Below are 25,606 nucleotides of genomic sequence, written 5' to 3' on the forward strand. Positions count from 1 at the left end.
AATCCATTTCGACATAAAAAATCAATCACAATTACTTCAAGGCTTTGGCTTTGACGCCCATCATCTCAACGATGAAGGGGATGCGATCAACATCCTATGTGATCGCATCCCTTCAGGGATTAGAAGATAAACTCAGCGCCGACCCGGATGATGCGGGACATGCCGGCGGTTTGGCTAGCGTTGAACTGGCCAAAGGTCGCTGATCTGTTTGGTGTGACCGTGCCGGTAACATTTGATGAGGTCACAGTACCTTGCAGTACCCTGTTAGCCCCGTAATACACAGGATGATTGAATGCGTTACTGAACGTTGCCGTAAGGTTCAGCTTATACCTCTCCCGAAAACTGACGCCTTTGCTAACCATGGCATCGAACATGGTCTCGCGCGGACTGCGTGCATTGGCAAGGGTACGAGGAGCATTTCCTAGTGCGGGGTTTCCCGGTGAGCCGGGCGTTGTGAACGCGTCCGGATTGAAATAAGGCACGAATTGAGGGTTGAATACGTTTTGTTTCCACTTCTTGTTGATCAGTGGCACTCCCGGAACGATATTTGGCCGGAGCGCGTAACTTGCAGGCAGCGCCACCGCGCTGCAGTAACGATTCGTTCCGTTGGTCGTACAGTTATCGGTCCCATTGGGAGTAAATGAGGTGAAGTAACCCGTGCTGCCAAGCGTGATGTTGCTTGGCAATCCCGAGGCAACCGTTAGAATTCCCGAGGTCGAAATATTGCCGATGATCTGATTCAAAATTCCGACATGAGTATCGAATGTCTGGCCGCGTCCCAAAGGAAGCTCATAGACATATCCAGCCTTCAGTCTGCTCGGCTGATCGAAACTGGCCACCGCCCATTCGTTGAAGGTTAGTAGCGGATTCTGCGGCAGCGCTGACCCGAACCCTCCGGAGTTCGCTCCTGTGTTGGTGTCGGGAACGTTATCGAGAGTCTTCGACCATGTGTAAGTGGCAAGCAGCGAAAGACCCTTCCCATATCTCTGGTTCACGCTGGCATAAAAACCGTTGTACTCCGAGGTTCCACGACGCGGATAAATCTCGGGCAATGACTTCTGGAAAAAATTCTGATACGGGTTGAGCAGTTGCAGGTTTGTTTCATTAACCACAGTTCCATTCTGCGCGATGCCGTAAGGGTTAGGCTGCTGGTAACTGAGATTTGCATCATTCTTCACTGCCGCGATGAGCGTCCCTACATCCGGCGTATTCAGCGATCCAGTATTAGTACCCGGGAAAGGACCAACGAGATGCGTCCCCTTCAGCCCTTGATAAGTCGCCTGTACAAGAGTCTTGGCCGAAGCCTGGTACTGGATCGTCAAGGACCAGGTTTGCGAGTATGGCACTGCGCTCGTCTGCGAAACGAAGACTGGGTCAAGCCCCGTTGAATATAGGATTGGGCCACGGTTACCGTTGAGCGCGGTGTAAGCGGAGGTGAGAGGACCTATCGGATTCGTGATGTAGTTGACCGTCGAATTTGGAGTTATTCCCCCTGTCTGATCGCCTACCGCTTGAGAACTTACATTGAAATTCGGGTCTGAAATGTTCTCATATCCGGTAAGAGGGAGCCGCGAGATTGCATAGGAAGCACGGATCGTCGACTTCGAAGTAGGGGCATAGGAGAACCCGATCCGGGGTTCGAAGCCGTAGTAATTTGTAGGCCACAACGTTCGCGGATTACCGCAGGCATTCGAAAAGCAATACGCGGTAGTTGTGGGAAGCCCGTTGAGTGTTCCCGGAGTATTGAGCCTTACATATGCCTGATTGTTGAACTTCTCCGCCCTGGGAGTTTCAACTTCGTAGCGAAGGCCAAGGTTCAATGTCAGATTGGGAGTGATACGCCAATCATCCTGAAAGTAGCCGGCATAATAGCGCCACCGGTAATAGCCAGGGACAGATAAAGGAGTATTCGAGAAGGCAGAGACAGTACCGAGGATGAATGTGCCAAGAGGAGCACCTCCGGCCGCACCGTCGTTCGTCTGCTTCGCAGTGAAGTTATATCGTCCGCCGGTCGATCCGCTTAGGTCATATTGATTGGATTGAATCCATCGGATATCGGCGCCAAACTGAAAGAGATGCCTTCCGTGAGTCCACGTTACATCGTCTCCAACGATAAAATTTTGATCGACCTGGATCGCTGCATTGGAGATTCCCATCTGCATGGTATACGAGACGCCGTTCTGATTGAGATTTCCCAGGCTCGGGAAACCCTTGCCAAAGGAGGCCGGTGTCAAACCGTACTTCGCTGCGTAATCCTGCGTCTGTGTGCTGGGAGGGGCAAGCCGTTGCTGATTGACACGGAGAAATGAGTAACGAAAGTTGTTGACCACAGCGCTGGAAAAAACGTGAGTGTCTCCAAAAGCTATATTGTGTGTTCTCGCGGCGTCTGATGGAACAATCGTCAAAGGATTATCCGGGGACACGGCAAAGAAGCGCTGAGCAACCACGGGAATAACCGTATATCGGACGTAAACCTGATTCGAATTGCTAAACTGATGATCAAACCTCAAGGAATAGCGATTATCTTCATTCAGAACCCCGCGACTATAAACGGCATTGGTTCCATCATTCTGCGATGCTCCGTCGGGTGAGTCGAATTTGATATAAGGCCCCGGATTGGCTGGCGTGGGGAACTGAGACAACACGAACTGCGCAAATGGATTCTTCGCCAGTTGGGCCGAAAGATCATCATTCGGAACCGGGCGGATGAGCGCTTGAGTATAAGGGCCGTTTGGAAATCCATTGGCGTCAACTGTCGACTGATAATTGATCGTTCCGATGCGGGGCGCCGCCAGCGCCGCGCCATATCCTTGTGTCTTCAGGATCGATTGATTCAGAAGAGCCAATGAATTATGCAGCCGTCCGGCCAATTCGTCGGGCGTCTGAAACGTGCCGCGAAATGCAAACTGATTGCTCATCCGGGCTGGCTCGACGCCAACGTAAAAAAACGTCTTATCGTGTCCGTTATAGATCTTTGGAATCCAGACCGGCCCTCCTGCATAGAAGCCGTAGTAATTCTCATGCAGGGCATTGCGCGCACTCGAACCAAGAGGATATGCGTTGAAGCCAGGATCTGTGTGCCGATAGGTAATGGCGCCGTGATATGCGTTCGTTCCTGGCTGGCTGGCCTGGACAATAACGCCACTGCTAGTTCGTCCATACTTGGCGGAGAGGCCAGTTACGACAACCGTTGTCTCCTGGACATCGCGCCCCGATAGATTTACTCCTGCTCTGGCATAGCTGGCTTGCGTTACATCCGAGCCATCCACAAGAATCGACCCTGTTCCTGGAGGTGCGCCGCCAATGCTGATGCTTGCCCCCGGCAGAACATAACTCGTATATGCATTTGGGTTTTCGGTGGAGATTCCTCCGGGCTGCAAGGGATCACCGTTGACCCCGGGAACCAGCAGTGCCGCCTCCAGGGAGCTCCTCTCAGGATAGGGCAGGCTCTCTACGATTGCATGGTCCACAGTCGTCGTCACGTCCGAGGTGTCTTTTGACAAGAGTGCGTCTTGCGACATCACCGTAACAACTTCGGTAGCCCTTCCCACCTGCAACGCGGTATTTACCGTTGTAATCTGCGCGGCGCTGACCGTCACCGTGCTTGTGCGCGCTTGCTCAAATCCGGATTTGGACACAGTAACGTTATAAATTCCCGGATTGAGGGAAAGAACACTATAGGTGCCCGAACTATTCGTCTTCGTCGATTGCTGGACACCTGTTGCCGTGTTGATCACTTCAACATTCGCATCCTGAACCAATGCATTACTTGCATCCCTGACAGTTCCACCAATGGAACCCTGCCCTGACTGTGCTTGAAGGTTTCCGGGCAGAAGAAATGCCATCACGATAAAGATTTTTAAGAGATCCGGAAGAAGGGAGAAAAAGCCTCGTCTTGCATCCGAACTGTACGTTTCGAAACTAAAACCTAGGTCGCACAACAAATTCTTCATTACCGCCATCCCGTAGCCTCCCGGGGAATATCGTCTCGGCGCAGCTGCTAATCGCAGGCCCCGAGTGCCGTATCCCCAAATGCGCTTCATTTCTGCATCGTTATCGAATCGCCCACTTCCGAGAATCGGAGGCCATCCCAACAAAAATCAAAGACGGCGATATCCAGGCTGAAGGGATTCGTAAATCGACAAGGTTGTAGTGTGCGCGATGAGCGAGTGTCAATACAGAATCAGCTCTTCACGCAAAGAGTGGCTATCGTTTTATTTTTCGACGTTATTCCGAGATCACTTCACAGGAAAACGGTTTAGGCAAAATCCCGGACATCTGCTTAATTTCGTTGAAAATTTGCGGAGTTATCTGAATGTCATGAGGCTAAGCGACCCATCCGCGTCGGCAAATCGGCGAGGGGTTTACGTTTTACAGAATAAAACGTAAATAGGTCACCAAGCCATGACGCAATCTCGTCTCACAGAGAATTCACGAGACGCTTTGGAGTATTTTTCATCCAGGCATCGTTCGGATAAATCTTGTTCACATTCTCGGCAGTAAGGAGCTCGTGTTGAATGAACATCGCAGGAGGCACAGACTTCCGATTCAAAATATCCAGCGCAAGCTGGATAATTCGCATTCCATACGTCTCGGGAAAGTAGGCGACAGAGCATATCAATCTGCTGAACGGCCTCCTCATTTCTTCCCGCGCCAAGACACTGCCGTCCTGTCCGGCAATCGCGCACTCCTTTTCAAGACCGGCTTCTCGGAACGCCTGCAAAGCCGCCATGGCCGTGGTGTCATTAACCGCGCCGATCAACGCGCGCTCAATCTTGCGCCGCCGCAGATGCTTCCTCACAAGGTCAAGTGTCGCTTCAAACTGACCGCCCTTTGTGTCGTAGTGATGATGCGGTATTCCAGCGGCATTTGGTAGCAGCTCCCCAATGCCGTCTACGATTCCGGTCAGGCGCGCATTGAGGAGTGGACCGGCGGCATCGACTCCAAGCAATATGAGTTGCTCGGCATTCCCTTTCCAGTGCTTCGTCGTCCAGCGTGCCAGGTAACGGCCTGCCATGCGACCCGCCTTGTAATTATCCGCTCCAAAATAGACAGCACCTGGATGCGGAATGTCCAATGCGATAAAGGGAATGTGCGCATCTGAAAACCTGGCGGCAATCTGTGCGGCCACATTGAGATTGATCTGCGAATCAATCACCAGGTCCACATTCTCCGAGACAAAGGTCTCCGCATTCTGCAATGCAGTCCTGGCACTGAATTTATTGTTCAGGATAAGCAATTCGATGTTGGCCGCACTGGCCGCAGTGATCAGCCCATCGGTAACGGCCGACGTGAAGGGGAGAAGATTGCTCTGCGAGGCATAGCCAAGTCGAAATCGCTTTGCCCTTGTGGTCTGAATCGAGGATCGATATCCCTGCTTTCCGGCTCGCTCGAGCAGGCCGGTCTCGACCAGCGTCTCCAGGAGACGAAAGGTTGTGCCGCGATCAAGGCGCGTTCTCCCAACCACAACATGCAGATCGAGAACCTCGGATGTCGAAGAAAAGGCACTCAATACGGTCACGGCACGCACGACGGACTGAACCGTATACGAACGCTTGCGGGCAGGATATTTCTGAGGATTGTTGTGATCGCCAGGTTTCATATGGCAAAACAGTCTAGCATCCTTGATCTTCTGCGAATCGGAGCAGCAAAACACATTTCCGAACAAAACTTGGCGTTGGATGCCTTCCAAAGCAAGGCTTCTCTGTTTTATGGAATAAAACGTTTTGGAACCAAGGAATCCCCCAATGACTTCTCCGTCTTTCTCTGCGTAACTTCAACTTGCTGTTCCTCGAAATAGCTAGTTGAAGCCTAAAAATCAATGAAGGAAATGCGTGAAACGATCCGAGATCAATTTGTTCCTTGGCGACGCAATCGATTTCTTTGAGTCGAACTATTTCTCTCTGCCTCCGTTTGCCAACTGGAGTCTCGATATGTGGCGGAAGCAGGGGCAGGAAGCGGATGAAATTCGGAAGTGTCAACTGGGTTGGGATGTGACCGATTTCAACTCCGGCAACTTCGCATCCTGCGGACTCACGCTCTTCACCCTACGCAATGGCACAGGCAACGATGTTGGATATAGCCGGCCGTATGCGGAAAAAATCATGATGGTCCGCGAAAGACAGCTTACACCGCTGCATTTTCATGATCGAAAGACGGAAGACATTATCAACCGAGGTGGACTAAAAGCCGCTGGGGATCTGGTCGTGCAGTTATATCCATCGACAGAAGATGGCCGTATTGCCGACATCCCCGTGACCGTCGCTTGCGATGGCATCCAACACCAGGTACAGCCCGGGGACACGATCGTGTTGAGGGCGGGCGAATCGATTACCCTCCCACCCCGCATCTATCACTCCTTTCATGCCATCAATGGCGACGCTCTCATCGGTGAGGTCTCGTCCGTCAACGATGATGCCACCGACAATCATTTCCATCTTCCCCAATTGCGGTTTCCCGAAATCGAAGAGGATGAACCTCCTCTTCGATTGCTCTGTACCGAGTACTCATAACTCCGAAAACAACCAGCGCGCAAAACCTACTCGCCATATCCGACGCAAATATGCAAAAGACACTCGCAACTAAGCTTGCTTCATTTAAGAAATTATCCTCGGATCGAAGCTTTATCATCGCCGATGCCAAAGACGCCGATATGGCTTTTGGCATTGCTGCACCGGGCAAAACTCACAACGGGCAGTATCGCTCCCTCGCCGAATTTCGCGATCAGATTCGTGAGATCGTCACCCAGGGATTGGTTGACATCATGCTGATGTCAGCTAGTACATCGGAATTGCTTACGATCCAGGAACGGATCTTTGATGCTTCCGCCGTTACCCCCGCGGTTCGCGCCAACGATACCACTGACATCCATGTCATTCGCGGATCAGATTATCCGGAAGCTCCATCAATGCCCTTTGCTACAACTACGATTGATCACATCCAGACAGGCAGATCTTTGGGCGTTGGAGAAGTCGCCCGGCCACATGTAAACCTCGGCCTGTATTCGCTAACATTCAACAATCATCCTGAGCGAGATCTCGAGTCGCTCACAGCCTATAAGGCGTTTCGCTTGGAAGCAGAGGCCAAAGCGTTCAATCATTTTCTGGAAGTCTTCGGCCCTAATGTTCCTGCCGATGTTCACAGAATTCCCGAGGCGGTCATTCCATCTTTTCTAAATGACCATATCGTTCGTCTGCTGGCCGGCATCCCTTCTGGCGCTCGTCCGCTATTTCTTAAAATTCCCTACTACGGCCCCGCCGCTATGGAAGAAATCTGTACCTATGATCCATCGCTAGTCGTAGGCGTGCTCGGAGGATCCGCTGGAACAACACATGATGCATTCGAGCTCTTGCGTTCCGCAAAAGAACACGGTGCCCGCGTCGCGCTCTTTGGAAGGAAGATCAACGCCGCAGAGGATCAACTGTGTTTCGTCGAGCATTTGAGGAGGGTTGCGGATGATCAGATCTCGCCGGCAGAAGCGGTGAAGTCCTATCACTCCTCGTTATCCAAACTGCATATCAAATCCCATCGTTCTATCGATCAGGATATGCAGCTTACATCGACATGCCTGAAGTATGGCACGCGATAGAGGCACATTGCCGAATCAGCCAGCCGACCTCTGGGTTTATAGATGATCAAGGCTTACGATGTACTCGCGATAGGTGTCGCGGCAGTAGATGATTTGCTCTATATAGCATCCTATCCGCCGCCAAACGTAAAGATTTCCGTGCGAGCGAGGGAACGGCACGGAGGCGGTCCCGCCTGTACCGCAATCGCTGCCGTCGGCATGCTACAAGGACGATCAGCATATTGCGCCCGTCTCGGAGAGGACGAGCTTTCCGCCTACATTGAGAATCAGCTACTACAACGGCATGTGGACACTACCTACATCGTTCGTGATTCACAGGCCGCCCCCTACCACAGTGTCATAGCGGTGGATCTCGAAGGAAACCGCAACGTGTTCTACGATGCCTCCAGATTTAGCCCCTTGGCTCCCGAAGATCTCGCGGACTCGTTGATTCTTTCATCGAAACTGATCCTTCTCGATCACGTCGCAGGATCCGCGCTGACGGAGATCGCAAGGAAGATACATAGCCTCGGCGTACCGATCCTCGGAGACATCGAGGGACGCACCTCATCTGCTCGTCAATTACTTGCGTTCATAGATCATCTGATCGTCCCTTGCGAGTTTGCCTTATGGGCAAGCAACTCAATCAGCCCGAGAGAGGCATGCGCCAGCCTTGCCCGGACGGGACGCCCCGCCACCGTCGTCACAGCTGGGTCAGAGGGTTGTTACTACACAAAAGGAATGGAGGAGGACATCAAGCATCTTCCGGCATTTAAGGTCAGCACCCACGACACCAACGGCTGTGGGGATACCTTTCATGGAGCTTTCGCGCTGGCTACAGCGCGGGACTTTGTCCTGGACGATGCCATCCTCTTTGCTTCAGCAGCTGCCGCAATCAAAGCTTCCGGACGGGACGGCACAAAGAGAGGCTGGGATGCTCTTCCAACTCTGGAGGACATCATCTCCCTGTTGCGTTCCCATCCGGGCATCCCCAATCAGTCCCGGCTACTGAACAGGATCGCTGGGATAACTGCTTGAACCGTCCAGGAACTCATCTTGAGTTTGATGTTCTTCTTCACCGTCGCTGACGGGGCAAATCACTTCGAAGCCTTAGCCATCCCGAACGCGGCAAGAAACGCGTCTGCAAGGTTTGTTTCGAAATCTCTTGGAGCTTTCTTGAAGTGCTTTAAAAAAATATTTCGATAAATCAAAGGCCCCAGAAGAATAGCGATTCCAAGTTCGAGGTCGATATTCTTTTTCAGAATTCCAAGAGACTGCCCACGCTTAATCATGGCAACGATCCCTGCGCGGGTCGGCTCAGTAATCTTCTCGCGCCATGCGGCACCAAACGCTTGATTGCGCGCACTGTATGCGATCAAATGCGGCCATATCTTGTCTTTCAGCGCTTGACGGTCTGCACCAGGCTGGTAGGTCAACCCGTCGATGAGGTCTTTGCGAAAGTCACCCGACGCAAAGACGGGGCGCTCTCGGTCAAGTCCGTGAATATAGACCAGCACCTCCATGCAAAGTGCTTCTTTATCCGCCCAGTGTTTATAGATAGTAGCCTTGCTGACCCCTGAAACCCGGGAGATGGCATCCATGCTGGTAGCGTCAATGCCCTCGTCGGCAAATAAAGAGACTGCCGCCTCTAAAACACTTTGGTGCGCCTCTCTGCTTCTCGTCCGTGCCATCTAAACTTCAATCCTTGAGAAAAGCAACGCTCCTCCGCCAAGAAAGGCGACGGCGATGGCAGCAAGCACCCATAGATCCAGAATAGGATTGAATTGCCAGTGACCAATAAGCGTTCCGCGAAGCCCATCGACTCCGTAGGTGAGCGGATCGAGCCCCGTAACAATCGTCATCGCTTTCGATAGATTGGTAAGCGGGAACAAGGCGCCCGAAAGAAAGAATATAGGCATTACGAGAAAGTTCATGATGAGCTGGAATCCCTGCAGCTCTTTCAGAACTGAGCCAATCGCTGTGCCAAGCGCGGCAAAGACGATGGCAATCATCATAATGAATAAAAATGCGCCGGGAACACCAAGCCAGGTATGCGGTCTGAATCCAGCAATTAGGCAGATCACAAGGATCAGCGCTCCCTGGATCACAGCGACCGTTGCACCTCCGAGGGTTCGTCCCGCCATGATCTGAAGGCGCGATACCGGGGCGACCAGTGTCTCTTTCAAGAAACCGAATTGCCTGTCCCACAGCATGGCCATGCCGGAGAAGATCGAGCTGAAAAGTACCGTCATTCCGATGATGCCCGGAGCGACAAACTGCAAATAGCTGCCTTGACCTGCTTGTCGAAAAACCGGTCCGAGGCCAAAGCCAAGAGCCAGGAGGTACAGGCAGGGTTGGCCCAACGAGACCACGATCTGAATTCGCGATCGGACATAGCGTTTCAACTCGCGCAGCCAGAGTATATAAATCGCGCCCATGCAGAATCTCCACTCTTTCTTCTATCGGTTGAACATTCTTGCAACTTGCCGAAGCCGATCGGATGAGTTCGCACTTTCATCCCGAAGGGTTGAGCCAGTCAACGCAAGAAAGGCTCCTTCAAGTGAGTCCGCGTTCGTGCGCTCTTTCAACTCCGCCGACGATCCCTGCGCGATAATTGCGCCGTGGTCCATAATCGCGATGCGATGCGCGACGCGATCCGCCTCGTCCATGTAATGGGTGGTGAGGAATACAGTAGTTTTCTCCGTCTCGTTGAGATGTTTGACATGCGTCCAAAGCTGATTGCGGCTCTGCGGATCGAGCCCAAGAGTAGGCTCATCAAGAAAAAGGATGCTGGGCGTATGCAGAAAACCGCGTGCGATCTCAAGACGACGCTTCATGCCGCCGGAGAAGGTCTTTACATAACTGTCCTTGCGCTCCCAGAGGTCGAAAAGCTTCAGAAGATGATTCGCACGTTCGGCGCGCTGCTTGCGAGGGACATGGTAAAGAACACCGTGCAGGTCCATGTTCTCGTACGCCGTTTGCTCACCATCAAGACTGGGATCCTGAAAGACAATGCCGAATCGCTGGCGCGCCTGTTTTGCTTTGAGGGTCGGGTCAAGGCCGTCTAGTTCGATGGTCCCACTGGTAGGTCGCAGAAGCGTGGTAAGCATCTTGATGGTGGTGGTTTTGCCAGCGCCATTAGGGCCCAGGAAAGCAAAAATCTCCCCCTGCGCGACATCGAAGGAGATATCTTTCACGGCAGTAAAGTCGCCAAAGGTCTTTACAAGATTCTGGACACGAATCACGAGGGTCTCCTTGACTCAATAAAATACTGAACGGTTTAGTTCATTATGTCAATGAGAACGCAAGGAAGGCTTGCATGTCTATTACCGGGCAATTCCTGAAAAGCTCGGACAGTATCTCAGCTACATCGCGCATATCGGCCAAAAATCCAGAGCATGAGACATCCTTCAACTCGTCTCCATCTCTGTGAACAATTTTTGATTCCAACCGCCCACCCGGTTATCGATCATCTCCCTGCAGTTTTCATCTTTCTCCGCATGACGAAGATCACCGGACAATCAATGTCTTTTGTTCAACTTACATTTCAGCGGGCATTTTTTTCTTTCCTCGAATCACCCTCTTGCAGAATTTCTGCATCTCTTTTCATGAAGATTCCATCTGTCTCACCGCGCAAGGCTTAAGCCTCCTGCGTGCCAGGGCCCTTTAGCTGATGTTGTATCGGTGCCCTGGCTGATTGTTCTTTTTCGCCCTCGAATCGTTTGCAGGGCTCTTGGTTCTCCTAGGTTTGGAGCTTATAAAGACACTCCTCATCAGAGGCAGTGCATAGCTTCATTGGCGGCAGATTCAACATTCGCCGACCATGACGAAACCAGAACCACCGGAGCCACGGTCACGTACGCAGGACCGCTCCACTTCAGGAGCAGTGATGAAAATGCACTTTACCTTCCCTTCTCTTCCCCTCAACAAACATCTTGCCGTCTTACTATTCCTGGCCTCACTGGTTCTTCCGGCGAGATTTGTCCAAGCGCAATATCGTGCCGGCCTTCAAGGCACAGTCACCGATCCCACGGGAGCCGTAGTCCCCGGGGCCTCTGTCACCATCGTTGACAAAGAAACCAACCAGACCCAGAAGGGCACCACCGACGGAGGCGGAAACTACACCTTCAACCGTCTTGCTCCCGCTCCCTATACCGTCACTGTCGAAGCTACGGGCTTCGCCAAAAAGACTGTCGACAACGTCAACATCTCCGGCGAAACCATGCAGGCCTTGAGCATCAGCCTTGAACCCGAAGGTTCTCAGCAATCCGTCACCGTCACCGATACCGCTCCCGCAATCAACACCGCCACCGCCACAATCTCCGGTACGATCACCGCTCAGCAGTTGCAAACGCTGCCATCCTCCAACCGCGATCCCTACCAGCTCCTCCGCCTCACACCTGGAGCTCTCGGCGACAGCTCTCAAGATGGCAGCGGTAACAGTTTCTCGCTTCCCGGTAACGGAGGCATCGGTGGCAGCAGCGGTACCAGCAGCATCTTTGGTGTAGAAAACCGCGCCCAGAGTCAGGGAAACGGCGTTCGTACCTCCGGCAACTCCTTCCAGATCGACGGCAGCCAGGTCAACTCCCTCGCATGGGGCGGCGGTGCAGTCATCACCCCTAATGAAGAATCGGTTAAGGAAGTCCAGACCCAGACCAGTCCCTATGACGCAACCAACGGTCGAAACAGCGGCGCGCAGGTTCTCATCGTCTCCAAAAACGGCACCAACGACTTCCACGGCAGCGCCCTCTTCAAGTTCCATCGTCCCGGCCTCAACGCTTTTCAGCGCTACAACGGTCCCGGCTCCGAGGGCGACAAGGACCGGTTGAAGCGCGATAACAACCGCTTCAATCAGATCGGCGGAAGCGTCGGCGGCCCTATCTGGAAAGACCACATCTTCTTCTTCTTCTCCTATGAAGAGCTTCGCAACAGCGGAAGCTCGCAGGACACAAAGTGGTACGAAACTCCTGAATTCGATCAGCTCGTCGCGACGAGAAAAGCTGGCGGAGTCTCCGCTGCAATCACTGGCTTCCCGGGCGAAAGCGTCAACTACAGATCCGTTGCTGCAAGCTCCGGTTGCGCCTTCGCTGGATTGAGCTCCGCCTACTGCCATGATGTTCCCTACAACGGCGGAACCGCTCTCGACGTAGGTTCTCCCTTGCCCACTCCTCTAGGAACCTCCGATCCCACCTATGTCAGCAATAACGCTCCCGGTACCGGCGGCGGCTTTGATGGAGTTCCCGATCTCTTCTTTGCCAACACCGTGAATCCCAGCACTAGCACCAACCAGCAGTTCAACGGGCGTCTCGACTGGCAGCTTAATCCTCGGGATCTGATCGCCTACACCATCTACTGGGTGCCAACCTCTTCCACTTTTTTCAACGGTCCCAATCGCACCGCCAATCTCTGGAACGTGAACCGGCTCGCATACTCTCATTCAACGCTCTGGAATCACATCTTCAGTCCCACCCTGCTGAATGAGTTCCGCCTAAACGCCGTACGCTGGTACTTCAACGAAATCACCTCCAATCCTCAGGAGCCCTTCGGTCTGCCCCGTGGCAACCTCGATACCATGGGAGGTATCTCAGGCGGCGACTTCCAGTTCTTCGGCTCCCCGGGCCCCGGTAACTTTGCTCAAACCACCTACAACCTCCGCGACACCCTCACTAAGACCTGGCGTTCGCATAACATCCGCGTGGGCTTCGACGGCCTTCGCGAGCTCGACAACGACACCCAGACCTTCGCCGCCATTCCCGCATACACCTTCCGCAACCTGTGGGAGTTTGCCAATGACCGGCCGCGGCTGCTGAGTGGCAACTTCGATCCACGTACCGGAGCCCCGACCTCCGCAACCAAATACATTCGGTCCTTTATCTACGCCGGTTACGTTCAGGACGACTGGCGCGTCAATCCCAATCTGACTCTCAACATCGGCATGCGCTACGAATACTTCACACCGACCACGGAAAAGAACGGAAACATCAGCAATCCCATCCTCGGCACGGGTGCCCAAACCCTGACCGGAGCCACTATGAAGGTCGGTGGCGATCTCTACAAGACCAGTCCCAACAACTGGGGACCGCAGTTCGGGTTTGCTTACTCCATCAATCCTTCTGCTAATCATCTGACCGTTGTCCGTGGCGGATTTGGCATCGCCTACAACCGTATGCAGCAGGCGGTCACCCTCAGCGGCCGCTCCAACCCACCCCTGGTCACCAGCGTCAATGCCATATGCACCGACACAGCGCTGGTTAACTGCCCCGGTGTTCAGTACGCTGCATCCTCCAGCGCCACGAATATCAATGGATATCCTTCCAATCCATCCGCTATAGCCACCTTCGGCCCCAACGGCCTGCCCGTTGGAGGAGCTCCTCTTACCATCAATGCAATTCAACAGAATCTCCCCACTCCCCTCACCTACAAGCTGTCTCTTGGCGTGGAGTATGCCCTCACCTCCCACTGGGTCCTCAGCCTCGGCTATCAGGGCAGCATCTCCCGTCACTACACTCGCCAGAACAACCTCAACTGGATCTACTATCCCAACCTGAATCCCTCCATCAGCAACTTCAGCTTTTTCTCGAACGACTCCACCGCAAGCTCTCACGCATTCCTTGCGGAGGCGCGGCGCTCCTTCGCTCGTAACTTCTCCATCACCGGGCAATATCGATATGGCAGGATCATGGACAGCGCCTCCCAGGACTACTACATCGATCAATACCCCTACGACAACCGCTTCGCCTACGGGCGTGCGGACTATGACGTCACTCACAACGCAAAACTCTTCGGAACCTATGCGCCGAAATTCTTCCCCAATAACAAGCTGCTCGAAGGCATCTTTGGAGGCATTCAGATCAGCGGCATTCTGCAGTACCACACCGGCTTCCCTTGGACTCCCATCTATGCCAACACCGGTTGCAACGTCGTCTACGTCGGCAGCGGATACTGCAATCTCCGTCCCGGCGCCCAGATCGCGCGTGGAACAGGCGATACCAGCAACGACACCTTCAAGCGCCAGGGTGGCCAGTTTCCCAACGGCGGTCTCGCCTACTTCACCATTCCAACCTTTCCCACAACCGGGGCTCCCCCACCTCCAGGCGTAGGGCGCAACAGTCTTCACGGCCCCAACTACTTTGACACCGACATGGATGCACAAAAGACCTTCGGCATTCCGCACAACACGATCTTCGGCGAAAATGCCGGACTCACCATCCGTGCCATGTTCTTCAATATCTTCAACCAGACCAATCTGACGCCATTGAATTACGGCGATGCCAGAACCGCCCCCGACGGCAATGCCCTCATCACCAGTAGTCAGTTCGGACAGCCACAGACCGCACTCGGTGCTCGCACCATCGAGTTCCAGGCGCGCTTCAGCTTCTAGATAGGCCAATAGCTATCTTTCAAAGCTTGAAGAATGCTTCATTGCACGGTGACGTTGTATTCCCAGGCTGGGTTCAGCTTCTTTTCTAGGAGAGTTACAAATGAAAAGCATCACCGGTCTATTTTTGTTCCTGGCCCTCGGGTTGGCAACCAGCTCACTTAAAGCTCAAACTGCAACTCAAGTCGACCTACTATCGTTCAGCGGAGCGGGTGCGCAGGGAGTAACGTTTTTATATCGTGTGACAGATCTCAACGGCGCTGCAGTTACCGCTGGCGGAGTAGAAATTCGCCTATGCCAATGGAATGCTCCTGACACGTGTATGGATTATTGCGGTGGCTCTGTAAATGCATCCGGGCAGGGAAGCTGCAAGATGGATGTCAATGTTTCACCTGGCGAATACTGGCTTATCGTCGATTATGGGGGAACACCTCAATATGCTCCTTCGGAGTTCAGACGACAGGTTGCTGGCGATGGCGGAGGTGGAATTAGTTAATTTAGCCAATTTGGGAAGGGGTGCAATCTATTCTCTGCGCCCCTTCTCAGTTATGGATTGATCAATCATGATTATGAAAAGAAGTACTCATCGAATCCTCCTATCCCTCATCCTTTGCACCTCTCTCCACGCGCAACAAAACATCCAGATCAACACCAACGCCCCCACAACTCCCTTTCCCCACTTCTGGGAGGAGATGTTTGGCTCCGGCCGCGGCGCTCTCGTGCTCCGTCAGAGCTATCTCAACGACCTCAAAGCCGTAAAACAGGTCACCGACTTCAAATACGTTCGCTTCCACGCCATCCTGCACGATGAGCTCGGAGTCTACAACGAAGACGAGCACGGCAACCCCGTCTACAACTTCGCCTACGTCAACCAGATCTATGACAATCTGCTCGCCAACGGCGTCCGCCCCGTCGTCGAGATCAGCTTCATGCCTAAGAAGCTCGCCTTCAATCCCGACGCTCTCCATCCCTTCTGGTACAAGCAGAACGTATCCCCACCGAAGTCCATGGAAAAGTGGGACGGCCTCATGACCGCCTTCGCGAAAAATCTCGTCGCGCGTTACGGCATCGACGAGGTCTCCCAGTGGTACTTCGAAGTCTGGAACGAACCCAACATCGACTTCTGGGGCGGCGTCCCTAGTCAGCGAAGCTACTTCGAGCTCTACGATCACACCGCTCGCGACCTCAAAGCGGTCAACCCTCGCCTTCGTGTCGGAGGCCCCGCAACCGCAGCCGCGCAGTGGGTCCCGGACTTCCTCAAGCACACCACCGAAAATAACGTTCCCGTCGACTTCGTCTCTAGCCACGGCTACGCCGACGACACCGTCGAAAACATGTTCCCCGACGACCCGAGCGTGCCCAAAGATCTTCCCATGGACCAGCGCGTCTGCCGCGCCATCGTTAAGGTCCGAAACCAGATGAAGGCAGCCGGCAAGCCCACGATGCCCCTCTTCTGGACCGAGTGGAACGTCCCCGGCCACAACCAGTCCCGCGACACCACCTATGTCGGACCCGCCCTCGCCAACACCGTCCGCCAGTGCGACGGCCACGTCGACATGATGTCCTTCTGGACCTTCTCCGACGTCTTCGAAGAGGGAGGAGTCAGCCCTCGCCCCTTCATCGGCCAGTTCGGTCTGCGCGCCGAGTTCGGAATCAACAAACCCAGCTACTACGACTTCGCCCTCCTCCACCAGCTCGGAGACAAACGCATCGCCAACAACTCACCGGACGTCATCGTCACCAAAGCCGCCGACGGGCAACTGAAAGTTGCCGTCTGGAACCTCGTCGATCCCGACCCTGAATCCCTCCGCAACGGCAAGACCCGCACCGTCACCCTCACCTTCCAGGGACCCTCCGCAAACGCGCAGGCTTCGATAGAACGGGTCGACAACGAGCACGGCAACGTGCTCCCCGAGTACGCCAAAATCGGCAAGCCCGACTACCCCACTCCCCAACAGGTCGAACAGCTCAACCGTGCCACGGCTCTGCCTCCACCCGAACAAACCCACCTCGAAAACAACCGCCTGACCCTGAACCTCGAACCCAACGCCCTCGCCCTCGTAACCGTGAACTCCCACTGAACTGTCCCGGCGAAGAACAAGCATTACCCTGAGCCAAACAAAAGTGTCATCCTGAGCGCAATCTGGCGCGGTCTCCGCGCCAGACGCAGTCCAAGGATCTGCGGTTAAGCTCCGGACATAAAATCCCTGTCAAGCCCTCGCACCCCGTAAATAAAACAAACGGCTTCACTTCGAATCTGCCGATTAGTTCGAGCCATTTCGTTAAACTTTAAACCAGCCTTCCCGAATGGCGCATCACGGGAAGTCCGGACCTAAGCCCAATTTATTGAAGACTTTGCGCAAAAAGTATGGGGGGGGGGTATCTACCGTACCTCAACCCCATACAGCGAAGTCCGCGCCAGAATGTACAGCGTCCGGCCATCCTTCCCGCCGAACACCAGGTCGATCGGCCGCTCCGGAACCTCGATCGTATCGATCAGCTGGCCCGAAGGGTTGTAGACATACACCTGGCCCGCCGCGATGTAGACATTGCCCGCCGCATCCTGGGCAACGCTCTCACCACCATTCTCCGCAAACAGCTTCAGATCTTTCAGAGTTCCATCCGGGCCCACCCGGGCAGAGTACGTCTTCTGCATGCCCTCGTCGCTCACATAAAACGGCTTGCCTTCGACAGCTCTTCCCAGCCCGAAGGCTCGGAGCACATCCGCCATCTTGGTGCCGTAATACAACGCTCCGGTAACGAAGTCCTCTCCCGCCGGAATGAATGTAGTCCCGTCCGGAGAGACATACTGAAACGGCCTCGCCACCGGGATCGCCTTCATGAAATCGTTCTCGTTGCGCCAGTAGTTCACCGGAAGTACCGCGGTCATTCCTTCGCGCGGCCCGGCCTTCTCAGGCTTCAACAGTCTGACCTCGTCGTCCAGAGCATCCGGACGGAAGCTGTACACCGTTCCATTGCCGTCATAGGAGACGACCATCAGATCTCCGGCCTTGTCGAAGACAAGCTGCACCGGATCGAGCGGGCTGTCGCGAACGATCGCCGCTCTCTTCTCCTCCGGCAGCCAACGATAGATGCGCTGCCAGTGAGCATCGACAAAGTAAAGTTGCCCCGACGGATCGACCGCCGCACCCGAGATGTTGTAGAAGCCGCCCGTCAGCCGCTCCAGCTTCGCCCCCGGAGCCAGCACCGGCGAGGACTTCGACGGAGCCTTGCCCTCCTTCTGCGAGGTATCGATCGTCATCGCGGCAAACTCGCGGTTCCGCACCAGCTGCTGCCCGTCCGCATCCACGATGACTGCGTTGTCAAAGGAAACCTTGTTGTCGCCATACACATGAATGTTCCGCAAGCGGATGTCATGCGAGTCCGCCACATGGATCGCATTCAGGAACGGCTGGTAGCTGCTGACCACGCGGTAGCTGTGATAGTTGGCAACCGTAATGTTGCTGGAGTGCTCGATCGAGAGCGGCAGGCAGAACGGCCCCTCACCGCGCTCCTCCTCCGTCTGCAGAGCATAGATCTTCCAGTTGGATGCGTGATCGATCTTGATCTCATTGCGGACGTGATGCTCGCTCGAGAGCTCGTAGACGCGCCCCTCGGTCGCGGTGTTCGAAATCATCATCCCGGCCTGAGCAAACGTGCTCGGCGTCCAGATGTTGGCGAAGGTTCCACCGCCGCCGTCGGTCACCCACAAACTCGGATACTGGCTGTCCCAGCGGCGATTGATATCGGTGTCTGCTGTATGCGTGTTGTTATAAATCGGAGACATGCCGGGAATCGACGTGCCATGCCCGGCTAGGAAGCGGACATCGTCCATCAGAGAGTCCTTGCCCGCCATCCACTTCGCTCCAACGGAGCGGCCGTTGATGCCATTGGTATAGAGACCGATTCCGGTCACGATGTTCGTGCCGCCCTTCGGAGCCTCGAGCAACGGCTTCGGCGAGCCCGGCCCCTGGAAGGCAGGCGTCGAGTCCGGAATGTCGAACTGCGTCGTAGACGGATGCAGCCCGATCAGCACCGTGTCCGGGCGCAACGTAATAGTGTCGGTCACGATGTAACGGCCCGTCGGAATGTAGATTGTGCGATGCGATGCGATTGCCTGGCGGATGGCCGCCGTGTCGTCGGTCGTTCCGTCGCCCTTCGCTCCAAGGGCCTTGAGGTTCACCCAGGTGCTCTGCGCAGGCAGCGCGGGAATGTCGGAGGCAACAGGCTCCGGCATCGTCTTGAGAGGTTCGCCCTCAATATGAGTCTTCACCTCGCCGGGCGCCGAAACAGACTCGAAGGTGAGGCCGTGGGTCATGTTGCGGACGTGGTAGATCTCACTGCGTCCGGGGATATTGGTGTTGCTCTCGCGAAGATTGGCGAAGATGGGAACGTTGCGGCAGTAGATGTCTTCGAGGTTGATCTCGGTGCGCAGGCCATGCTCGTTGCTGACGATAATTGCGGGGCCGCTGATGTCCTCGAAACGGGAGTCCTTCACCCACAGCTCCTCGGAGTACTCCGGATCGATGGAGATGGCCGTGGGAGTGTGGCGGATCTGTGCGCGGATCAACGAGAGTCCAGCCTCGTGCTCCTTGATGGCCGCCTTGCTCTGGCCTTCGAAGGTTGAGTCCAGCAAGGTGAACTGCCATCCTGGCGAGGGCTTTCGCGTCATGATGCCATATTGACCGCCATAGAAGTGAAGGTCCTCGGCCTCGTTGCCCACATCATGCAGCGCGGAAAGGCCGGAGCCGACGTGGAAGTCCATGTGCGCGAGATAGCAATGCTGCGCGAAATGAAGACGGATACCTACCGCAGCCGGATTGCCGTCTTCGATCTCGAAGTCGATGTTGCTCATCGCTGAGTAGAACGTTCCCGGGTTCGCATCGGCGATCCTCGGATTCGAAGGCACGATCCCGGGGATCGGCGGCGACACTCTGCCCTGCCTGCGCGGAAGCTCCCCATTCGCAGGAGGACGGTTGCCGGTGAACATCACCATGTAACCGAGTCCGTCCTGATAGCCGGGCGTGTTCTTTCCCAGCACGAAGACAGGCCGGTTGGCTCCATAGCCGATCAGCCGGATGCCCGGCCAGACGAAGACGGTCTTCGACAGACGATAGCGTCCCTCGGGGACGAAGACGATCCCCTGCCCCGTCGTCTCCTGCACTCTGTCGATCGCCTGCTGGATCGCACCGGTGTCGTCACCCGCACCGTCACCGTGCAAGTCACCTTGTCCACGAGTAAGGTAAACAGCCTTTGCATCGTCGGGACGCAACGGATAGTACGAGCTCGAGGCCCAGAGGGGAACTGCAACACCCATGACTGCAAGGACTGCGATCCTGCCTAACCAGAGCTTCGCTTTCATCTCATATCCTTTATGTTGAACCTGCCGTTACCAGATGAAGGTAGCCACCGAACCGGCCACCAGCAAGCTCTTGAACGTCTTGCCTCGGAAGCGAACATCGAAGCCTCGGTCGGAGGTGCTGTCGTTGGCGACGATCAGCACCGTCTTCCCCATCGGAGTCGTGAAGGCAACGTTCGGAATCGCGTCCGCGCCGCTGGAACCGATGCGAACCGAGCCATCGGGCACAAACTTCGAGGCGTGAGCAATCGTATAGTAGGCAAGGTTCAGCTTCACATTGTTGCCATCGATGGTGATAGCTCCCTGGCATCCGGTGCAGCCGCCATCGTTGGTATGGGGGCCGAACTGCGGATCGGCCGCTAGGTTCCAGAGCAGGACGTTCCTGCTCCAGTGACGCGTTGCGCCGATGACAACCCACGCAACCGGCTTGGCCAAGTTTAGCGGAGCGCCTTCGTGGTGGTCGGAGATCGATTGCTCGGTGAAGTAAAGATTCTTCTTCGGGAAGGCGTCGTGAACCTGGTCGAAGGCGGCCACCGTTCCTCCATATAGGTGGAAGCCGGTTCCGTCGACGTACTTGTTAGCCTTGGGATCTTTGAGAATGGAGAGCGGATAAGACGGATGGTCGAGGTTGTGATCGTAGAGCACGATCTTGGTTTTAATCCCGGCTTTCTGGAAGGCAGGCCCGAGGTTGTTCTCGATGAAGTCGCCCAACTCGGATTCAAGCATCAACATGCTGGGCGTGTTCTTCTCGTTCAGAGGCTCGTTCTGCACGGTGAGAGCGTCGATGTTGATACCCTCGGCCTTCATAGCCTGGATGTACTTCACGAAGTACGTGGCGTAGGCCTCGAAGTACTCCGGCTTGAGCACACCACCCCGGGCAACTCCGGTGGTCTTCATCCACAGGGGCGCCGACCAGGGCGAGGCAAGGATCTTGATCTTCGGATTGATGGCAAGAATCTGCTTCATCACCGGGATCACATCGGCCCTGTCAGGCTCGATGCTGAACTTCTCCATCTTCACATCCGTCTGTCCTTCCGGTAGATCGTCGTAGGAGTAGACATGATCATTCATGTCAGAGGCTCCTACGCTCAGGCGCAGGTAACTGACGCCGATACCATCGCCTTCTGTGGAGAAGAGCTGTTTGAGAAGAGCCGCGCGCGATTCCGCATCCATGTGTGCGATCAGCTGCGCGCTGCCGCCGGTCAAAGCGAATCCAAAGCCGTCGATGGTCTGATACTTTTTGTCGTCAATGTCGATCACGGTACCCGCCGGGCTTCCATCCGCAAAGGAGAGACCCGGACTCTGCTGCTTTAGAAGTGACGAACGATCTGGAGTCGTAAGCCATTCGGAGACCTGTTGCGCCCGCAAGGACAAGGATGCCAGAGTCAACGTTACTGTCAGGAAAAGCCGGGACCGCTTCGGGATCATCTCTATTTTCTCCAAAGGAAAGGTAAGAACCGTCGATTGCGTGTGCGCTCTCGAGTCAGGAGCTTCATTTGACTGCTGAAACAGCCTTCATTCCAAGAGCACCGAGATATCCCACATTGGTACGGCAATGTTCGAGCTTGATATTTTCAAGCAAGCCACGAAACGCACGGTCGATGGTCTCCTGGTCAGGACGCTCCTTCAGACGGGCTTCGACGCTCCCGGTGGCTCGGGGCAACTTTGCGAAGGCGACGATCTTGTCCCATCCTTCGGGAGGCGTGATCGTAACGATGGCCGAGCTCTTCTCCATCTTCTTGTAAGGCCAGAAGGCCCATCCGATATCGTTCTTCTCCAGAAGCTCGCGGAACTGAGCGACCCACTCGTCGGTATTCTCACCCGATTCCCCAAGCCACAGGGGAACGTTGTTCTTCTGGCGAAAGTCGATGTAATCCTGGATTGCCGATTGCTGAACCGGCATCCAGTACTTGTGCAGCGTATAGGCGGTGTTCGAGTCGAACGGAGGACCGAAGACCGAGAAGTTCGAGTCCCACTGGGCTCCGCCGAGGAAGAGGATGTGGTGCTTGTCGATCTGACGGACGGCGACCGTGAGCTTCTTATAGAGAGGTTCCAGCTTCGCATTCAGGGGTCGTAGCGAAGGATAGTGCGGGATCGGCTCGTTCAGCAGGTCATACCCCAGCACGGTGCGGTTGTCCTTGTAATGGCGGGCAAGCCGCTGCCAGATTTCGAGGAGATGAGCCTGTTCTTTGGGACTGTCGTAAAGCCAGGGGTATCCGTGGCTGTCATCGATGTTGGTTCCGGTCTGGCCTCCCGGCGCCGCATGGAGATCCAGGATGACATACAAGCTTTCTTCGTGAGCCCAGCCGATGACCCGGTCGAGCAGCTGAAAGCCTTCGGCATCGTCTGTCTCAAAAAATTTGTAGTGCATGGGGATTCGGATGGAATTGAATCCTGCCTCGCGGAGCAGGTGAATGTCTGCGCGCGTCACGTAATTTTCCCGATAGGTGTGCCAAAACTCCGGGGCCTTATCCGGCCCCAGCAACTCTGTCACCAACTCTTCGATCTCACTGCCCGATTGCGGTCCTCCCTCAAAGAGCCACATGTAGCCTTCCGGGACCATCCAGTTGCCGAGGCTTGTCCCTCGCAGCAAGATTGCCTTTCCGCCGGCATCCACGATCTCCTTGCCGTTTGTATGGGCGAACTGAGCAGAGGACGTAAGCGATGCGAAGCACAGGGCAGCAACGGCAAAGAGGCGGCGACACAACATGGTGTGATCCTCGTTTCCAACTACGGTTGGGGTGTAACCTCAAAGGTCGCGTGTTCGCTTGCATTCGAATCCGTGCCAATCCAAAGATCAAAGACGCCAGGCTCGATAGACCATCGATGTGTCTGCGAGCTCCAGAAGCCAAGCTCCCTGGTATCGAGCGTCAAGGTAACCTTCTGACGCTCGCCCGGCTTCAACTGAATGCGGCGGAATCCCTTCAACTCCCGTACCGGTCTTGACGCAGAACCGGAGCGTTGATGTGTATAAAGCTGAACCACCTGGTCGCCAGCTATCTTACCCGTGTTTTGAACTTCGACGGAAATCTCAAAGGAACCGCCTGACGGCACGGACTGGGCGCTTGTTTTTATCGCGCCGAGCGAGAAGGTGGTGTAGCTCAAACCATAGCCAAAGGGATAAAGCGGCGCACTGGAGCCGTCCCAGTAGCGGGTATCGGGATCATTCGGAATCTGGGTAAGGTTTCGCGCATAAAAGATGGGCACTTGCCCGACGGAGCGCGGCCAGGTTACAGGTAACTTGCCTCCGGGAACTGCGTCTCCAAAGAGAAGATCCGCAATTGCATCTCCGGCTTCTGTGCCTGGATACCAGGCATCGAGGATGGCTGGAACGTGTTCGGAAGCCCAGGTGATATTGAGAGGACGCCCGTTGATCAGCACCAGAACAACGGGCTTTCCGGTGGCTACCGCGGCTTCCAATAGCTGCTCCTGTCTCCCTGGCAGAGTTAAGGAAGACCGTGACGCCCGCTCTCCGCTCATCGTCTGGGCCTCACCAAGGACCAGCACGGCAAGGTCAGCCTGTTTGACGAGGTCGATGGCATGACGAAACTCGGCTTCTCTCGCCGCATCCGTTGTCAGAACAGGCTTAGGGCTGGGGAACTGCTCGTCAAAGATCGAGGGCTGTTCACGCTCGATCTCGACTCCTTTGGTAGAGAGAATCTTTGTGCCGCTGGACGCGAGATGATGCCGCATGCCCTCGGTCACAGTAACCGTATCGTCTGGATGACTCCCGAGACTCCATGAGCCCATGACATCCGGCCTGGTATCTACTAATGGACCAATCAGCGCAATCGACTTCAGATCTCGCTTGAGAGGAAGCAGATTGTCTTCGTTGCGTAGAAGCACCGCCGTCCTTGTCGCTATAGAACGTGAAGCCATGCGCTGTTCCTGCGAGACCAGCTCCTTCTGCGATCGGTCGAGAGAGACGTATGGATTCGCGAAGAGGCCCAGCTTATACTTCGCCAGCAGAATCGATCGAACGGCATCGTCGATCATGCTCTGCTGCACTAGTGCCTTCTTAAGGGCATTTGCCAGGTTGTCGCGAAAGGCCGTAGACGTCATCTCCATATCAACGCCGGCATTGACTGCACGAACAGCGGCATCCTCTGTACTCGAGGCAAAGCCGTGAGTCTTCAGGCTGGAAACCGAATCCCAATCGCTCACGACGAGTCCGTGAAAATTCCACTGCTCTCGCAGAACATCGTGCAACAGCCAGCGATTTCCCGTCGCCGGGACGCCGTTCAGATCCATGTAAGCGCTCATCAAAGAGCCGGCTCCCGCATCAATGGCTGCTCGAAATGGAGGCAGATAGACGTTCCACAACTGTTCATCCGAGATGTCGGACGAGTCATAGTCCCTGCCGCCTACCGCCGCCCCGTACCCCGCAAAGTGCTTGACGCACGCCAGAATGCTGTCCGGGTTGTCGAGCTTGCTTCCCTGAAACCCTCGTACCTGAGCCTCGGCCATGCGCGCTCCCAGGTAGGGATCTTCCCCTGCGCCTTCCATGATGCGTCCCCATCGCGGATCGCGCGCGATATCCACCATGGGCGCGAAGGTCCAGCGGATTCCCACGGAGCTTGCCTCGCGAGCTGCCATGCGCTGTGCTTCCTCGGCTGTGGCGGGGTCCCAGGAGGCGGCGAGCGCCAACGGAACGGGGTAGATTGTCCGGTATCCATGAACGACGTCGAAGCCGAAGAGAAGCGGTATGTGCAACCGGCTCTTCTCCATCGCCAGATGCTGCAACCGGTTGATCTCCCTGGGGTCGCGCACAAACAGCAAAGAGCCAACTTCTCCCTGCGTGATTCGCTCATCTCGTTTTGGCCCCTCAGATGAATTCAGAGCGATCTGGCTCATCTGGCCGATCTTCTCTTCGAGAGTCATCCTGGCTAACAGATCGTTCACAAACCGATCCGCCTCAGGGAGATTCGCGGGCCGCGCCATTTTAGCCTGTGCCATTGCTATTCGATCGCACGGAACGGCGAAGGCCAGAAAAGGCAGGCTCCCGAATAGAAATCGACACAAAGAAGTACGCAATGAGATACACAGCATGTAGACAAGGCTCCACAATTTCGCAACTCGAAGACCATGAGAAGGATGGTCGAATGCGTAATTTCTTCCAGGCGACAGTTTCTAGTAATTTACAGTCGCACTAGTTTAGACAAACGTTTGTCTTATTGTCCACCTCTGATCGTAAATTTACAGAGAGCTTTCCTCTGCTTTTAGGTTGAGGGAACCATCTGTAGATACAGAACGCCGCCAGAGTTCTCTCTCCACTGGTATTGTTAACGAAAGCTTTTGCCTA

The 25,606-nt window shown here is 55.0% G+C and carries 15 protein-coding genes; 6 read left to right on the plus strand and 9 right to left on the minus strand.

Translation table 11 applies throughout. The features are described from left to right. Positions 1 to 119: 119 nt before the first annotated feature. Both AC5S26_RS00335 and AC5S26_RS00340 read right to left on the minus strand, forming a co-directional pair. Positions 120 to 3,845 carry an outer membrane beta-barrel protein gene (locus AC5S26_RS00335; RefSeq protein ID WP_494182852.1) on the minus strand — a complete coding sequence of 1,242 codons (3,726 nt, stop codon included), beginning with the start codon at positions 3,843 to 3,845 and terminating at the stop codon, positions 120 to 122. 575 nt (positions 3,846 to 4,420) lie between these two features. Next, positions 4,421 to 5,602, minus strand: coding sequence for a sugar ABC transporter substrate-binding protein (locus AC5S26_RS00340; RefSeq protein ID WP_494182853.1), 1,182 nt, complete (start codon positions 5,600 to 5,602; stop codon positions 4,421 to 4,423). A gap of 232 nt (positions 5,603 to 5,834) precedes the next feature. Between AC5S26_RS00340 and AC5S26_RS00345 the strand changes: the two genes are divergently transcribed. The 3 genes from AC5S26_RS00345 (at position 5,835) to AC5S26_RS00355 (ending at position 8,605) form a co-directional block, all read left to right on the plus strand. Beyond that, complete coding sequence (locus AC5S26_RS00345) at positions 5,835 to 6,512, plus strand: D-lyxose/D-mannose family sugar isomerase (RefSeq protein WP_494182854.1); 678 nt, start codon at positions 5,835 to 5,837, stop codon at positions 6,510 to 6,512. 140 nt (positions 6,513 to 6,652) lie between these two features. Continuing rightward, a complete protein-coding gene (locus AC5S26_RS00350) occupies positions 6,653 to 7,588 on the plus strand; it encodes a hypothetical protein (RefSeq protein WP_494182855.1) in 936 nt (311 codons plus the stop codon). Positions 7,589 to 7,630: 42 nt separating this feature from the next. Next, positions 7,631 to 8,605, plus strand: a complete 975-nt coding sequence (locus AC5S26_RS00355; RefSeq protein ID WP_494182856.1) for a PfkB family carbohydrate kinase — start codon at positions 7,631 to 7,633, stop codon at positions 8,603 to 8,605. Between the two features lie 59 nt (positions 8,606 to 8,664). On the opposite strand, the gene AC5S26_RS00360 is transcribed toward AC5S26_RS00355, so the two are convergent. The 3 genes from AC5S26_RS00360 to AC5S26_RS00370 are packed head-to-tail and all read right to left on the minus strand — an operon-like array spanning position 8,665 to position 10,812. After that, on the minus strand, positions 8,665 to 9,258 hold the full coding sequence (locus AC5S26_RS00360; protein WP_494182857.1) for a TetR/AcrR family transcriptional regulator: 594 nt from the start codon (positions 9,256 to 9,258) through the stop codon (positions 8,665 to 8,667). Next, the gene (locus AC5S26_RS00365; protein WP_494182858.1) at positions 9,259 to 10,005 is read right to left on the minus strand and encodes an ABC transporter permease; all 747 of its coding nucleotides are present in this window, start codon (positions 10,003 to 10,005) and stop codon (positions 9,259 to 9,261) included. It abuts the gene before it with no gap. 21 nt (positions 10,006 to 10,026) lie between these two features. Next, positions 10,027 to 10,812 (minus strand): ABC transporter ATP-binding protein, encoded by a 786-nt coding sequence (locus AC5S26_RS00370; protein ID WP_494182859.1) that lies wholly within the window; start codon positions 10,810 to 10,812, stop codon positions 10,027 to 10,029. 644 nt (positions 10,813 to 11,456) lie between these two features. Between AC5S26_RS00370 and AC5S26_RS00375 the strand changes: the two genes are divergently transcribed. From AC5S26_RS00375 to AC5S26_RS00385, 3 genes are all read left to right on the plus strand, one after another. Continuing rightward, positions 11,457 to 14,948, plus strand: coding sequence for a TonB-dependent receptor (locus tag AC5S26_RS00375; RefSeq protein WP_494182860.1), 3,492 nt, complete (start codon positions 11,457 to 11,459; stop codon positions 14,946 to 14,948). A gap of 100 nt (positions 14,949 to 15,048) precedes the next feature. Then, positions 15,049 to 15,441 (plus strand): hypothetical protein, encoded by a 393-nt coding sequence (locus AC5S26_RS00380; RefSeq protein WP_494182861.1) that lies wholly within the window; start codon positions 15,049 to 15,051, stop codon positions 15,439 to 15,441. Positions 15,442 to 15,514: 73 nt separating this feature from the next. Then, positions 15,515 to 17,026 carry a GH39 family glycosyl hydrolase gene (locus AC5S26_RS00385; RefSeq protein WP_494182862.1) on the plus strand — a complete coding sequence of 504 codons (1,512 nt, stop codon included), beginning with the start codon at positions 15,515 to 15,517 and terminating at the stop codon, positions 17,024 to 17,026. 302 nt (positions 17,027 to 17,328) lie between these two features. Here the strand turns inward: AC5S26_RS00385 and AC5S26_RS00390 are convergent, their stop codons facing one another. From AC5S26_RS00390 to bglX, 4 genes are all read right to left on the minus strand, one after another. Further along, positions 17,329 to 20,307 (minus strand): glycosyl hydrolase family 28-related protein, encoded by a 2,979-nt coding sequence (locus AC5S26_RS00390; protein ID WP_494182863.1) that lies wholly within the window; start codon positions 20,305 to 20,307, stop codon positions 17,329 to 17,331. A gap of 27 nt (positions 20,308 to 20,334) precedes the next feature. After that, complete coding sequence (locus AC5S26_RS00395) at positions 20,335 to 21,732, minus strand: glycoside hydrolase family 30 protein (protein ID WP_494182864.1); 1,398 nt, start codon at positions 21,730 to 21,732, stop codon at positions 20,335 to 20,337. A gap of 64 nt (positions 21,733 to 21,796) precedes the next feature. Further along, positions 21,797 to 23,014 carry a glycoside hydrolase family 5 protein gene (locus tag AC5S26_RS00400; protein WP_494182865.1) on the minus strand — a complete coding sequence of 406 codons (1,218 nt, stop codon included), beginning with the start codon at positions 23,012 to 23,014 and terminating at the stop codon, positions 21,797 to 21,799. Between the two features lie 20 nt (positions 23,015 to 23,034). Then, positions 23,035 to 25,260 carry a beta-glucosidase BglX gene (gene bglX / locus AC5S26_RS00405; RefSeq protein WP_494182866.1) on the minus strand — a complete coding sequence of 742 codons (2,226 nt, stop codon included), beginning with the start codon at positions 25,258 to 25,260 and terminating at the stop codon, positions 23,035 to 23,037. Positions 25,261 to 25,606: the final 346 nt, after the last annotated feature.

This window comes from Edaphobacter sp. FHG110511_03 (assembly GCF_059115365.1).